Here is a 13,971-nt window from a genome sequence, read left to right as displayed (position 1 = left end):
GGAATACGTGACCGATGGCCCGTTGATCGTCCAATCCGACAAGACCGTGCTGCTCGAAGTCGACCACGCCATGGCCGACGACGCCCGGATCGCGATCGCCCCGTTCGCCGAGCTGGAACGGGCCCCCGAGCACGTGCACACCTACCGGGTCACCCCTCTCGCGTTGTGGAACGCCCGTGCGGCGGGCCATGACGCCGAGCAGGTGGTCGACGCACTGACCACGTACTCGCGGTTCCCGGTGCCGCAGCCCCTGCTGATCGACATCATCGACACGATGGCCCGCTTCGGCCGGCTGCAGATCGCCAACAATCCCGCACACGGTCTCGTGATGACCACGACCGACCGCGCCGTGCTGGAAGAGGTGCTGCGCCACAAGAAGATCAGCCCGATGCTGGGCACACGCATCGACGACGACACCGTCGCGGTGCACCCCTCGGAGCGGGGACGGCTCAAGCAGGCGCTGCTCAAGGTCGGGTGGCCCGCCGAAGACCTGGCCGGCTACGTCGACGGCGAAGCGCATCCGATGCACCTCGCCGAAACCGGCTGGGGCCTGCGGGACTACCAGCGGCAGGCCGCGGAGGCGTTCTGGGCGGGCGGCTCCGGCGTGGTCGTGCTGCCCTGCGGCGCGGGCAAGACCCTCGTCGGCGCCGCCGCGATGGCGCGCGCGCAGGCGACGACACTCATCCTGGTCACCAACACGGTGGCCGGGCGGCAGTGGAAGCGCGAACTGGTGGCCCGTACCTCGCTGACCGAGGACGAGATCGGCGAGTACTCCGGCGAGAAGAAGGAGATCCGCCCGGTCACCATCGCGACGTACCAGGTGATCACCCGCAAGTCGAAGGGCGAGTACAAGCACCTGGAACTGTTCGACTCGCGGGACTGGGGCCTGGTCGTCTACGACGAGGTGCACCTGCTGCCGGCGCCGGTGTTCCGGATGACCGCCGACCTCCAGTCCCGTCGGCGCCTCGGGCTCACGGCGACGCTGGTACGCGAGGACGGCAGGGAGGGCGACGTCTTCTCGCTCATCGGCCCCAAGCGCTACGACGCGCCCTGGCGGGACATCGAGGCGCAGGGATGGATCGCGCCCGCCGAGTGCATCGAGGTGCGGGTGACCCTCACCGACAACGAGCGCCTGCTCTACGCCACGGCCGAAGCCGAGGACAAGTACAAGTTGGCGGCGACCGCCAGGACGAAAATCCCGGTCGTGCGGTCCATTCTGGACAAGCACGCCGGCGACCAGACGCTCGTCATCGGCGCCTACCTCGACCAGCTCGAGGAACTGGGAGCCGAGCTGGACGCGCCGGTGATCCAGGGATCCACCCGGAACAAGGAACGCGAGGCGCTGTTCGACGCGTTCCGGCGCGGCGAGATCGACAAACTCGTCGTGTCCAAGGTCGCGAACTTCTCGATCGACCTGCCGGAGGCCACCGTCGCCATCCAGGTCTCGGGAACCTTCGGATCCCGGCAGGAGGAGGCGCAGCGGCTCGGCAGGCTCCTGCGCCCCAAGGCCGACGGCAGGCAGGCGCACTTCTACTCGGTCGTCTCGCGCGACACGCTCGACACCGAGTACGCCGCCCACCGGCAACGGTTCCTCGCCGAGCAGGGCTACGCGTACACGATCCACGACGCGGACGCCTACCTGTAACGCCGCGCGGGCAACGATTCCCGCGGCCAGGCATAGAGCGGGACGGATGGTGGAACCCCTGTCCCGTGGTGGCGGCAGGAGTGGTCTTCGTCGTCGTGGCGCTCCTCGTGGCGGCTGCGGCGGTGGTGCGGCGTTCGCGGGACGCGAGCCCGGCGGGCCTGCGTCGCGTGTCGCGGGCGTGGGCGTGGACGGGTTTCGTGCTGGCCGCGGTGCCGAGCACGGTGTGGCTGGTCCTGTGGCTCTCCGGCGGTGAAGCGAAGGCGCTGACAGGCCTCGGCGGCCTGGTGTTGTCCGCCGCGCCGGTCGTGGCCGCGTACCGCTTCCCGCGTCTGGTGCCGGTGTCATTGGTTCTCTGTCTCCTGGCTTCGATCTCGATGGGGATCACGTGGCGGCACCTGTACGTGTTGCTGCCGCTCGCGGTGGCGCTGACCGGGGTCTGGCTACTGGCCCTCGGCACGCACCTGCGTGCATCGACGGACCGGAAAACCCCAGCTCAGGAGCGGGATACGACCCGCCCATGACCGAAGCTACCACGGATCTCGAACACCCGTTCGACCATTCGAGTGAAGCGGCGAAAACTGATCCTCGGGACCCGAAACTGTCGTACCCTCGAACTACTGTTCGACCTCATCGACGCCATCCATCCCGAGGAGGTCCCGTGACCACCGCAGCCACACCCGAAGAAAGCCTCTTCACCGAGCCCCTCCCGGGCATCGACCTGCCGTCCGGCCGGTGGGTCGGGCCGATGTGGGTCTCGGCGGGCGCACTGACCGATTCCGGCCTCTACCGGGCCTGTGTCGCCGAGTTCGAACGCTCGGGTCTGTGGCCCGTCCTGATCCCGCACGACCCGCGGTTCGACGCCAACGGCGAGGACTGGCTGGTCGACCGGGGCCGGCTCGCACCGGCCGTGCACCGCGTCGACGATGTCGACGTGGGCGAAACGCTGGCACGGTGGTGGGATCCGTTCTGTTGTCCGAACGGGACGGGTTGCCTGCGACCGTACGGTGCGAACTTTCCCGGACTGGCCAAGAAATCCTCGCTGCGGGTGGATCCGTTCGCCGAGGCGGGCAACACCGGCTCGATCCTCGCCCGGCGTGGGCCCTACCGGCTGGCACTGGTGCCCGTCGACCGGCCCGCCGACATCCCCGCGACGCTCGGCTGGACCGGGATGATCAAGTCGACCGACCAGGTGGCGGCGCTGTCCGCGGTGCTGCGCAGCTGGGAAGAGCGCTTCGGGGCCACGCTCATCGTGCTCGGATTCGACGAGCTGGAGTTCTCGGTGGCGGCGCCACCACGCAACCAGGGCCGGTCGCTCATCCTCGCCGCCGAGCACCGAGCGTTCAGCCTGCGGAGCTTCTCCGGCCAGCCGGGCACGCTCCGGGAGTACGCCGCGGGACTGGAGCACCGGCGCCATTGGAGGTTCTCCTGGGACTGACCAACGGAAGAAGGAGGTCACCATCGCCGAGATCCGGGTCGGCACTTCGGGCTGGCGGTACCCGCCGTGGCGGGGCACGTTCTACCCGAAGGGCCTGGTGCAGCGCCGCGAGCTGGAGTACCTCTCGCGGCAGGTGAACTCCGCGGAGATCAACGGTTCGTTCTACTCACTCCAGCGCCCGGAGCGGTACCGCGCCTGGGTGGAGCAGACGCCGGACGACTTCGTGTTCGCCGTGAAGGGCGGCCGCTTCATCACCCACATGAAGCGTCTGCGGGACACGGAAACCCCCCTGGCCAACTTCTTCGCCTCGGGAGTGCTCGCGCTGGGCCACAAGCTCGGGCCGATCCTGTGGCAGCTGCCCGCGAACTTCGCATTCGAGCCCGACCGGTTCGACAGGTTTTTCCGGACCCTGCCCCGCGATACCCACGCGGCAGCGGTGCTGGCCGGGAAGCACGACGACAAACTGAAGGGAGAGGCCCATACGGACACCGGGAAGAACCGGCGGCTCCGTTACGCGCTCGAACCGCGACATCCGAGCTTTCATTCGGACGAGTGCCGGAAGCTGTTGCAGGACAACAACATCGCCCTGGTTGCGGCTGATTCGGCCGGAACCTGGCCCAGCTTCGAGGAGGTGACCGCGGACTTCGTCTACGTCCGGCTACACGGTGACGAGGAACTCTACGCGAGCGGGTACACCGGGAAGGCCCTGGACGAGTGGGCCGACAAGATCCGCCGATGGCGGCGGCGCGGCAAGAAGACGAGCGACGCGTACGTGTACTTCGACAACGACATCAAGGTGAAGGCGCCCGGAGACGCCATCTCGCTCGCGACCCGGCTGGGGGTCGAGGGCCGCCCGATCGACCTGCCGTCCTGACAAGTCGACCGGGCGTCCTGAGAATGGGTCCGCGCCGGACCGGGCTGAGCGCTGACAGCCCGGACGGCGGCCGGGTCAGACGCTCTTCGCCTGGGCGCGGTGCTTGCCCTCCGCGATCTCCTCGACGAGCTTGCCGCAGAAGGCGGGCAGGTCGTCGGGCTTGCGGCTGGTGACGAAGCCGGAGTCGGTCACGACCTCCTCGTCCACCCACTCGGCACCGGCGTTGCGCAGATCGGTCTGCAGGCTCGGCCAGGAGGTCATCCGGCGGCCGCGCACCACGTCGGCCTCGATGAGGGTCCACGGCGCGTGGCAGATCGCCGCGACGGGCTTCTGCTGGGAGAAGAACCCGCGCACGAAGCGGACCGCGTCCGGATCGGTGCGCAGGAAGTCGGGGTTCGCCACGCCGCCCGGCAGGACGAGCGCGTCGAAGTCGTCCGGCGAGACGTCGGTGACGACCTTGTCGACCGGGAAGGTGTCAGCCTTGTCGAGGTGGTTGAACGCCTGGATGCTGCCCGGCGAAGTGGACACCAGCTCCGGCTGGCCGCCCGCGTCCTGGACCGCCTTCCAGGGCTCGGTCAGCTCGACCTGCTCGGTGCCCTCGGGTGCCACGACGAAGGCCACTCGCTTACCGGAGAGTGTGTTCGCCACGATTGCCCTCCTTCCGTTCAGGGGATTCAGTCCGTGAACTACCCGCGCTACGACGGGAGCGAAACATCCGGACGTACGATGGGGGCGAGCCGATCGGGTGGCAGTCGGAGGGTTCGATGACGAACGCGGCAGCCGACGAAGGACCTGGCCACGGCCCGCATTTCGTGCAGGCCGTCGGTCGCGCGTTCGCGATCCTCGGGTGTTTCGGGGCGGACAGTCCCGCGTTGACGGCGAGTGCCGCGGCCAAGCGGACCGGTCTGGACCGGGCCACCGCGAGACGGCTGCTACTCACCCTCACCGACCTGGGTTACGTGCGTTACGACGGCCAGGCGTTCCGGCTCACGCCACGGACGCTGGATCTGGGGTACGGGTACCTGTCGGGGCTCGCGCTGCCCGAGATCGCGCACCCGCACCTGCACGATCTCGCACACAGGCTGGCCGAGACGGCATCGCTGACCGTGCTCGACGCGGGTGACGTGGTCCATCTCGCCGTCGTGCCCGGGCACCGGCATGGTCCGCCCACGCTGACCGTCGGCACACGCCAACCGGCTCACCCGACGTCGGGTGGCAGGGTGCTGCTCGCGGGCCTGCCCGAGGAGGACCTCGCCCGATGGCTGGACTCGGTCCAGGACGTTCCCGGCTTGCTCATCGAGATCGAGCAGGTCCGGGAACGCGGGTGGTCGATGGCGGAGCACGACCTCGGCGGGGGCCTGCGAGCGGTCGCGGCACCCGTGCGGCACCGCCGCGGGCGGGTGATCGCGGCGGTCAACGCGACGGTGCACCCGGACCGGCTCGGTCACGGCGTGGTGGAGCGGAACTACGTGCCCGAGCTGTTGCGCGCAGCCTGGTCGATCGAGGCGGACCTGGCGAAGCTTCCGGAGTGAGGTGCCTCAGTCGAAGCTGATCCAGGACTTGCCCGCAACCGACCGGACCGACGCGAACGCCTCGGCCGACTCCTCGAGCGGGAAGCGGGCCTGCAGCACCTTTCCCGGGCGGACGTCGTCACGGTTGAGCAGGTCGACGGTCGTCTCGAAGTCGACCGGGTGGTCGTAGATCAGCGATCCCTTCAGCGTGTGCTGGTGGTAGACGAGGTCGGCGCTGGTCAGTTCGAGGGGACGCGAGTCGATCCCGACGAGCAGGGCTGTGCCGCCGCGGCGCAGTCGTGCCAGCCCGGCGCGAAGTGCCTGCGGAACACCGGAGGTCTCGAAGACCAGATCGAACTCGCCCTCGGCGTCGGTCTCGGCACCGAACGAATGGGCCAGGTCCGCGCGTCCCTCGTGCGGCTCCTGAACGGCGACCGTCGCGCCGAGCGCGCGCAACGCGAGGCACAGCAGGAGCCCCTGCGATCCAGCGCCGACCACCAGCACGCGCTGACCAGGGCCGACATCTGACCGGCGGATGGCCGAACGGGCGACGGTCAGTGCCTCGGTGCAGACGAGATCCTCGAGGGCGACCGTTTCCGCCGCCGGCCAGGTGAACTCCGCCGGAACGGCCACGTACTCGGCCAGCAGACCCGGATGGTTCATGCCGACGATCACCCGAGCAGTGCAAGCGGAAGTGAAACCGCTGGCGCAAGCCGCGCACCGGCCGCAACAGTAGTTCGGCTCGATGGCGACCTGCTGCCCCACGGCCCGGTCCGCAACGTCCGCGCCGACAGCCACGATCTCGCCGACCCCTTCGTGCCCCATCAGCCACGGCCGCTCCGGCACCTCGCGCGCGCCGCGATAAACGCCCAGGTCCGACCCGCACAGCCCCAACCCCCGCATGCGCACGAGCACGTCGCGGGGCCCGACCTCGGGTTCCGGCAGGTTGACGAGCCGCAGCACTTCTGGCTCGGCCAGCACAACGGCCTTCATCACTTACCTCCACGTGTCCGCACTTCGCATGCTAACCGCTAATTAACCATCCAGTCCATTAGCTGCCTGCGGGTGGGAAGCAGCTTCGACGTCGGGCAGGGTCGGCTCCAAGCCGGCCCTGCCCGACTGGACAGCTGGCATGAGCGGCAGGGTGGCTGGGGTGAGCGGCATGGCGGGGTGGAGTGAGCAGGGGTGGGCTGAGGTCGGTCGGTCCGGGGGCAATCGGGTCCGCTCGCCGCGTTGGGCGGAGTGACATTCGTGGAGCCGCCAGAGACGAGTGCGGCGCTGGGCCGAGCGGCGGTGTCAGGTGGAAGCAGCGAGAGCTGGGCGGGGTTGAGCGTCCCAGCAGCACCACCGCGAAGTGGCGCCAGCAGCTCCGGAACAGCGTGACATCCACGGCCCCGGTTACTGGGCGACCAGAACAGCACTGAGCAGCCCGGCCCGGCAGCCGTGCGACGATGGGGGCGTGAGTGAGCCTCTGGTGTACGCGATCCCCCTCCGCAACAGGTTCCGGGGGGTCACCGTGCGCGAAGGGGTTCTTGTGCGCGGCCCCGCGGGCTGGGGCGAGTTCTGTCCCTTCGCCGACTATGGCGATCAGGAGAGCGTGCCATGGCTGCGGGCCGCGTTGGAGGCGTCTCGCGAGGGGTGGCCGGCGCCGGTGCGGCGCCGGGTCGAGGTCAACACCACTGTGCCTGTCGTCGAGGCCGAGAAGGCGTACCAGTTGGCCGCCGAGTCCGGGTGCCGTACGGCCAAGGTGAAGGTCGCGGATCCACGTACGTCCCTTTCGGACGATTGTGATCGCGTCGCGGCGGTGCGGGATGCTCTGGGCAGCAACGGGGCCATCCGCGTGGACGCCAATGCCGCCTGGGACGTCGACACCGCCGTGAAGGCCGTCCGGGAGCTCGACAAGGCCGCCGGGGGCCTCGAATACGTCGAGCAGCCCTGTCCGTCCATCGACGAACTCGCTGCCGTACGCAGGAAAACCGACGTGCGCATCGCGGCGGACGAGTCCATCCGGCGGGCCGAGGATCCGCTCCGGGTGGCCGTCGCGAACGCCGCCGATGTCGCCGTCATCAAGGTCGCTCCCCTCGGCGGAGTCCGGCGGGCACTGCAGGTCGCCGAAGCGTGCGGGCTTCCGTGTGTCGTCTCCTCGGCCGTCGAGACCAGCGTCGGGCTCGCGGCCGGGCTCGCGCTCGCCGGGGCCCTTCCCGAACTCGACTTCGCGTGCGGGCTGGGCACGATGTCCCTGCTGACGAGTGACACCACCAGCGCGGCACTGTCCCCTGTGGACGGTTATCTGCCCGTTCTGACCACCCCTCCGGAGCCGGACCGGGCGCACGAAAACGAGGCGGACGACGCCACCGCAGAACAGTGGCGACGTCGCCTCGACCGCGTCTCCCAGCTGGTGAACAGCTAGGCGACAGCCTCGTCGGCGTCGGCCGACGCTCCCGATTCACGCACCGGCAACGTGTCGAACACCGCGGGCGGTTCGCGCCACTGGTCCGGCGCCAGGCCCCGCGCCGCGCGCCACACGCGTTGCGGTGTGGCCGGCATGTCGATGTGCCGCACACCGAGGTGCGCCAGGGCGTCGACCACCGCGTTCTGCACCGCCGGGGTCGAGCCGACCGTCGCCGACTCGCCGATTCCCTTGGCGCCCAGCGGGTTCCGGTCCGTCAGCGTCTCCGTGTTCGACACCTCCAGCGCCGGCACGTCGGCCGCCGAGGGCAGGTGGTAGTCGGCGAACGTGGCTGTCACGGGGTTGCCGTCCTCGTCGTAGGACACCTGCTCCCACAGCGCCTGGGCGATCCCCTGCACCGCCCCGCCGTGCTGCTGCCCGCGCACGATCATCGGGTTCAGCACGCGCCCGCAGTCGTCCACGGCGATGTGCCGCAACGGTTTCACGAAACCCGTCTCGACATCCACTTCGACCACCGACACGTGCGCCCCGAACGGGAACGTCGCCCCGTCCGGCTTGAAGTCCGTCGTCTCCGCCAGCGGGCGCCCCTCCGCCGAAGCCGCCTCGGCCAGTTCGGCCCAGCCGATCGTCGCCTGCGGGACGCCCGCCACGCCGAGACGGCCATCCGCCAGAACGATGTCGTCCACGCCCGCCTCCAGACGCGAGGCGGCCAGCTCCCGCGCGCGCTCCAGTACCAGGCCCGCCGCCTCACGCACCGCGCTTCCGCCCACCTGCAGCGAACGCGACCCACCCGTTCCGGCGCCGCGCGGCACCGCGGCCGTATCGGACTGCACGAACTCGACCGACTCCAGCGGAATCCCCAGCGCGTCGGACACGAGCATCGCGAACGATGTCGCGTGCCCCTGCCCGTGCCCGGACGTGCCGACCTTGATGGCCGCCGTCCCGTCCGCCCGGACCTCCACGGAAGCGAACTCGCCGCTGCCACCGCCGGTGATCTCGACGTACGCGCTCACGCCGATGCCCAGCAACCGCGGCTCGCCCGCCGAGATCCGCCGCTTCTGCTCGGCACGCAGCTCGTCGTAACCGGCCACCTCCAGGGCTTTGCGCAACGGCACGTCGTAGTCGCCACTGTCGTAGCTCGCACCGCTGAACGTCGTGTACGGGAACTCCTCCGGGCGCAGGAAGTTGCGCCGCCGGATCTCCGCCGGGTCCATCTCCAGCTCGGCCGCGGCCAGATCCATCAGCCGCTCCAGCATCGCCGTCGCCTCCGGGCGCCCCGCGCCGCGGAACGCCCCGACCGGCGCGGTGTTGGTGAGCGCGGCGATCGCGGCGTAGCTGATCTCCGGGATGCGGTACACGCCCTGCGCCATCGTGCGTGTCGGCCCGAGCGCGAGCCCACCACCGAAACCGGCGTAGGCACCCGCGTCGCCGATCACCCGGCACCGCAGGCCGACGATCGTTCCGTCCCGGCGCACCCCGAGTTCGGCGTACTGCACCTGCGCGCGCCCCTGCGGCGACGCCTGCAGGTTCTCCGATCGGGTCTCCGTCCACTTCGCCGGACGCCCGAACCGGCGGGCCGCCTCGATCACGACCGCGTGCTCGGCGATGACCCCGACCTTGCCGCCGAACGCACCTCCGACGTGGGGCGCCACCACCCGGATCCGGTCGCGGTCGTAGCCGAACAGCTTGGCCGCGGCCGCCCGGAAACCGTGCGGCATCTGGGTCGACACGTAAACCGTCAGGTCGAACTCGTCATCACCGGGCAGGGCCACGATCGCGTTGCCCTCCATCGGCGCGACCGCCAGCCGCTGGTTCTCGATCCTGGCCCGGACCACCACGTCGGCACCGTCGAGCACCTCGGCACCGGCCTCGTCCCGTTGACCCGCCGCGATGTTCGAGCCGATGTCCGGGAACTGCACCGGCGCACCGGGCTCCAGCGCCTGCTCCACGTCCACCGCGGCAGGCAGCGGTTCGTAGTCCACGTCGACGAGTTCGAGCGCGTCCGCCGCTGCCGTCGCGCTCTCGGCGACGATGGCAGCCACCGGTTCCCCGGCGAACCGGACGCGGTCGGAAGCCAGCGCGTACCGCTTCGCGTGCGGGTTGAGGTCCATGAAGACCGGCAGTTCGGCCAGGTCCAGATCCGCGGCGGTGTAGACCGCGAGCACCCCGGGCGCCGCGGCGGCCTCCGTGGTGTCGATGCCGTTGATCAGCGCGTGCGCGAACGGCGAACGTACAAAAGCGACGTAGCAGACGCCCTCGAACTTCAGGTTGTCGACGAAGGTTCCACGACCACGTACCAGATCCGGGTCCTCGACCCGCCGGACCTCGGTACCGAGCAAAGATCCCGCCATGTGATCGACCCTATACACACCCGAGGTCCCCGAACCAGGTTTTCCGGGTCCACTCGGGGTTGGTCCCCGATGTGCGCGACGCCCGCGCGACCCAGGATGGGGGCATGACGAACAACGTGACCACTGGGAAACTCCGCCGCAGCACGACCGACAAGTGGATCGCCGGTGTCTGCGGCGGCTGGGCCCAGCTGCTCGGCGTCGACGCCGCGATCATCCGCATCGTCCTCGCCGCCGCGACGCTGCTCGGGTTCGGCGCGCCGATCCTGATCTACGCGATCTGCTGGGCCGTCATGCCTCGGGACTGAACAGCAAAAAGCCCGGATGCGCGCGAGGCGCACCCGGGCTTCCGCCTGGACTCAGGAGATCAGAAGTCCATGCCGCCCATGCCACCGGTCGGGTCACCGGCCGGAGCGGCGGCAGCCTTCTCCGGCTTGTCGGCGACGACGGCCTCGGTGGTCAGGAACAGGCCCGCGATCGAAGCCGCGTTCTGCAGCGCCGAACGGGTCACCTTCGTCGGGTCCGGAACGCCGGCCTTGAGCAGGTCCTCGTAGTCACCGGTCGCGGCGTTGAGGCCGTGGCCGGAGGGCAGGTTGCGGACCTTCTCCGCCACGACGCCGCCCTCGAGACCGCTGTTGACGGCGATCTGCTTGAGCGGGGCCTCGACGGCGACGCGCACGATGTTCGCGCCCGTGGCCTCGTCACCCGACAGCTTCAGGCCCGCGAACGCGGCCTCGGCGGCCTGCAGCAGAGCCACGCCACCACCGGCGACGATGCCCTCCTCGACGGCGGCCTTGGCGTTGCGCACCGCGTCCTCGATGCGGTGCTTGCGCTCCTTGAGCTCGACCTCGGTGGCGGCACCGGCCTTGATGACGGCCACGCCGCCGGCCAGCTTCGCCAGACGCTCCTGGAGCTTCTCGCGGTCGTAGTCCGAGTCCGAGTTCTCGATCTCGGCGCGGATCTGGTTCACGCGACCCTGGATCTGGTCCGCGTCGCCCGCACCCTCGACGATGGTCGTCTCGTCCTTGGTGATGACGGCCTTGCGGGCCTTGCCCAGCAGGTTCAGGTCCGCGTTCTCCAGCTTGAGGCCCACGTCCTCGGAGATGACCTGGCCACCGGTCAGGATCGCGATGTCCTGCAGGATCGCCTTGCGGCGGTCACCGAAGCCGGGCGCCTTGACGGCGACGGACTTGAAGGTGCCGCGGATCTTGTTGACGACCAGCGTGGCCAGGGCCTCGCCCTCGACGTCCTCGGAGATGATCAGCAGCGGCTTGCCCGACTGCATGACCTTCTCCAGGACCGGGAGCATGTCCTTGACGTTGGAGATCTTCGAGCCGAACAGGAGGATGTAGGGGTCCTCCAGGACGGCTTCCTGACGCTCGGCGTCGGTGACGAAGTAGCCCGAGATGTAGCCCTTGTCGAAGCGCATACCCTCGGTGAGCTCCAGCTCGAGCCCGAAGGTGTTCGACTCCTCGACGGTGACGACGCCTTCCTTGCCGACCTTGTCCAGCGCCTCGGCGATCAGCTCACCGATGGTGCGGTCCGCGGCGGAGATCGACGCGGTGGCGGCGATCTGCTCCTTGGTCTCGACCTCGGTGGCGGCCTTGTGCAGCTGCTCGACGACGGCCTCGACGGCCTGCTCGATGCCCCGCTTCAGGGCGATCGGGTCGGCGCCGGCGGCGACGTTGCGCAGGCCCTCGCGCACGAGCGCCTGGGCCAGCACGGTGGCGGTGGTGGTGCCGTCACCCGCGACGTCGTCGGTCTTCTTGGCAACTTCCTTGACGAGCTCGGCCCCGATCTTCTCCCACGGGTCCTCGAGCTCGATCTCCTTGGCGATGGAGACACCGTCGTTGGTGATCGTCGGCGCGCCCCACTTCTTTTCGAGCACGACGTTGCGGCCACGGGGGCCAAGCGTCACCTTGACGGCATCGGCGAGGGTGTTGAGCCCGCGCTCGAGTCCGCGGCGGGCGTCCTCGTCGAACGCGATCAGTTTGGCCATTGCGGTGTTGTCCTCCGGTATAGGTCGCTGCCACGACCCGCTTCAGGACTGGCAGCAGGACACTTAGCTCGGCCAGGCTCGGTGCCCGCGACGGACGACCTGTTCGGAGCCCCGAACCGGCCTCACCGTCCCGACCATGTGCTTCTGGCACTCGACACTGCCGAGTGCCAACGCCTGTTTAGCACTCTCCGGATGCGAGTGCAAGAACAGCACGTCAGGAGCTCGGCCGGATGGAGATCGTCGCCGGGGGCGGGCCGCCGCCGGTGGACTGCGCGGTCGATCCGCCGGACGGGCCGACGGGAATGTTGGGCGCGGTGGTCGGCGCGGGCGAGGTGCCGCTGTCCCGGTTCACCAGTACGAGCGTGACGACGACGGCCGCCACCACGACCAGACCCGCGATGCCCGCCCACAGCCACTTGAGGCCGCCGCTCCGCTTCGGCGGGGCGTAGCCGTAGGGCTGCTGGGGCGGGTAGCCCGACTGCTGGTACTGCTGCCAGCCCTGCTGCTGCTGCTGCGCGGCCCAGTTCTGGGGCGGGGTGTTCGGCGCGAACCGGGGTGGCATCGGCATGCCGGGGTGACTCTGCATCCCCGGGTTGCCGTAGGGGCCACCTGGGTGCGGCTGGCCCGGTTGTCCCGGAGGAAGCGGGCCCTGGCCGCCCTGCGGGCCGGGCTGGTTCTGCGGACCCGGCTGACCGGGGCCGTGCGGCCCGGCTTGGCCGCCCTGTCCCGGCTGACCGGGGAGACCGCCCTGGCCCGGTCCGCCCCGGGCGGGCTGACCGGCCCGGCCGGGCTGACCCTGACCTGACTGCCCCGGCTGGCCCTGCGGTGGGTACGGCTGCATTCCGGCCTCCCGTTGGGCCTCGGCCTGGGGCGGGCCCGGCGGTGTGGTCGAAGCGGCGGCCGGGCCGAGCGCCTTGCGCGCCGCGGTGATCAGCTCGACGCAGTTGTCGTAGCGGTCCGGCGGGTTCTTGGCCATCCCCTTGCGCACGACCTCGTCGACGCCGGCGGGCAGCCCGACGACGCCGGAGACGGCGGGTGGTTCGACGGCCAGATGTCCCTTGATGACCGTCGGCACGTCGCCGCTGAACGGGGGCTGGCCGGTGAGGCACGCGTACAGCACGCACGCCAGCGCGTACTGGTCGGTGCGCCCGTCCAGCGGTTCCCCGCGCAGGTGTTCGGGCGCGGCGTAGGTCGGCGACCCGAGGAAGTCGCCACCGCGGGTGCGATGTCCCGTGGCACCGCGCCGGGTCAGCCCGAAGTCGGCCACGTAGACGTGCTCGCGCGCCGACTCCCGGCTGGTGACCAGCACGTTGGCCGGTTTGACGTCCAGGTGGACGAGCCCGCGTTCGTGCAGGCAGTCCAGTGCGTCGGCGACCTGGTCGAGCAGCCTGAGCGCGCGGTCGGGCGCGATCGGCCCGCCCGCGATGAGGCTCGCCAGATCGGCACCGTCGACCAGGCGCATGGCGATGTAGAGCATCCCGTCGAGTTCACCGAAGTCGTACAGCGGTACGACGTTCGCGTGGTCCACGGCGGAGGTGTTGCGCGCCTCGTCCACGAAACGTTCGCGGAACTCGGCGTCGGCACCCAGGTGCTCGCCGATCACCTTCAGGGCCACCTTGCGACCGAGCCGCACGTCGGTGGCCTTGTACATGACGCTCATGCCACCCTTGCCGAGCACACCGTCGATGCGGTAGTTGCCCAGCCGGCGACCGGTGAGGTCCCCCGACACATCGCCTGTCACACGGGGCA

At 70.1% G+C, this 13,971-nt stretch carries 12 protein-coding genes; 7 read left to right on the top strand and 5 right to left on the bottom strand.

The features are described 5' to 3' along the window. Positions 1-7: 7 nt before the first annotated feature. The 4 genes from HNR02_RS12585 (at position 8) to HNR02_RS12570 (ending at position 3,954) form a co-directional block, all read left to right on the top strand. Positions 8-1,645, top strand: coding sequence for a DNA repair helicase XPB (locus HNR02_RS12585; RefSeq protein ID WP_179773366.1), 1,638 nt, complete (start codon positions 8-10; stop codon positions 1,643-1,645). A gap of 65 nt (positions 1,646-1,710) precedes the next feature. Then, entirely contained in the window at positions 1,711-2,166 is a 456-nt protein-coding gene (locus HNR02_RS12580) for a hypothetical protein (RefSeq protein WP_246338551.1), read from the top strand. A 137-nt stretch (positions 2,167-2,303) separates the two neighbouring features. Continuing rightward, a complete protein-coding gene (locus tag HNR02_RS12575) occupies positions 2,304-3,080 on the top strand; it encodes a DUF4253 domain-containing protein (protein ID WP_312860983.1) in 777 nt (258 codons plus the stop codon). A gap of 22 nt (positions 3,081-3,102) precedes the next feature. Further along, a complete protein-coding gene (locus HNR02_RS12570; protein ID WP_179775881.1) occupies positions 3,103-3,954 on the top strand; it encodes a DUF72 domain-containing protein in 852 nt (283 codons plus the stop codon). Positions 3,955-4,029: 75 nt separating this feature from the next. On the opposite strand, the gene HNR02_RS12565 is transcribed toward HNR02_RS12570, so the two are convergent. Next, entirely contained in the window at positions 4,030-4,602 is a 573-nt protein-coding gene (locus HNR02_RS12565) for a type 1 glutamine amidotransferase domain-containing protein (protein WP_179773365.1), read from the bottom strand. A gap of 116 nt (positions 4,603-4,718) precedes the next feature. On the opposite strand from HNR02_RS12565, the gene HNR02_RS12560 reads away from it, so the two are divergent. Beyond that, positions 4,719-5,486, top strand: a complete 768-nt coding sequence (locus tag HNR02_RS12560; RefSeq protein WP_218902818.1) for an IclR family transcriptional regulator domain-containing protein — start codon at positions 4,719-4,721, stop codon at positions 5,484-5,486. Positions 5,487-5,492: 6 nt separating this feature from the next. Here HNR02_RS12560 and HNR02_RS12555 read toward each other — a convergent pair whose 3' ends face one another. Continuing rightward, on the bottom strand, positions 5,493-6,458 hold the full coding sequence (locus tag HNR02_RS12555) for a zinc-dependent alcohol dehydrogenase (protein ID WP_179773364.1): 966 nt from the start codon (positions 6,456-6,458) through the stop codon (positions 5,493-5,495). Between the two features lie 466 nt (positions 6,459-6,924). Here HNR02_RS12555 and HNR02_RS12550 point away from each other — a divergent pair, with 466 nt between their 5' ends. Further along, the gene (locus HNR02_RS12550) at positions 6,925-7,875 is read left to right on the top strand and encodes an o-succinylbenzoate synthase (protein WP_179773363.1); all 951 of its coding nucleotides are present in this window, start codon (positions 6,925-6,927) and stop codon (positions 7,873-7,875) included. Here HNR02_RS12550 and HNR02_RS12545 read toward each other — a convergent pair. Further along, entirely contained in the window at positions 7,872-10,226 is a 2,355-nt protein-coding gene (locus HNR02_RS12545) for a xanthine dehydrogenase family protein molybdopterin-binding subunit (protein WP_179773362.1), read from the bottom strand. The genes HNR02_RS12550 and HNR02_RS12545 overlap by 4 nt on opposite strands. 104 nt (positions 10,227-10,330) lie before the next feature. Here HNR02_RS12545 and HNR02_RS12540 point away from each other — a divergent pair, with 104 nt between their 5' ends. Then, positions 10,331-10,531 (top strand): PspC domain-containing protein, encoded by a 201-nt coding sequence (locus tag HNR02_RS12540; RefSeq protein ID WP_179773361.1) that lies wholly within the window; start codon positions 10,331-10,333, stop codon positions 10,529-10,531. Between the two features lie 59 nt (positions 10,532-10,590). On the opposite strand, the gene groL is transcribed toward HNR02_RS12540, so the two are convergent. After that, complete coding sequence (groL, locus tag HNR02_RS12535) at positions 10,591-12,222, bottom strand: chaperonin GroEL (protein ID WP_179773360.1); 1,632 nt, start codon at positions 12,220-12,222, stop codon at positions 10,591-10,593. A 214-nt stretch (positions 12,223-12,436) separates the two neighbouring features. Next, entirely contained in the window at positions 12,437-13,963 is a 1,527-nt protein-coding gene (locus tag HNR02_RS12530) for a serine/threonine-protein kinase (RefSeq protein ID WP_312860982.1), read from the bottom strand. Positions 13,964-13,971: the final 8 nt, after the last annotated feature.

This window comes from Amycolatopsis endophytica, from assembly GCF_013410405.1.
Taxonomy (GTDB): domain Bacteria; phylum Actinomycetota; class Actinomycetes; order Mycobacteriales; family Pseudonocardiaceae; genus Amycolatopsis_E; species Amycolatopsis_E endophytica.
This window is presented reverse-complemented; position numbering and strand designations above follow the sequence as displayed.

What these genes read in the sequence shown, in the direction of transcription:
- HNR02_RS12560 (WP_218902818.1), top strand. Translation starts at nt 4,719, where the DNA reads ATGACGAACGCGGCAGCCGACGAAGGACCTGGCCACGGCCCGCATTTC.
- HNR02_RS12555 (WP_179773364.1), bottom strand. Translation starts at nt 6,458, where the DNA reads ATGAAGGCCGTTGTGCTGGCCGAGCCAGAAGTGCTGCGGCTCGTCAAC.
- HNR02_RS12545 (WP_179773362.1), bottom strand. Translation starts at nt 10,226, where the DNA reads ATGGCGGGATCTTTGCTCGGTACCGAGGTCCGGCGGGTCGAGGACCCG.
- HNR02_RS12540 (WP_179773361.1), top strand. Translation starts at nt 10,331, where the DNA reads ATGACGAACAACGTGACCACTGGGAAACTCCGCCGCAGCACGACCGAC.
- groL (WP_179773360.1), bottom strand. Translation starts at nt 12,222, where the DNA reads ATGGCCAAACTGATCGCGTTCGACGAGGACGCCCGCCGCGGACTCGAG.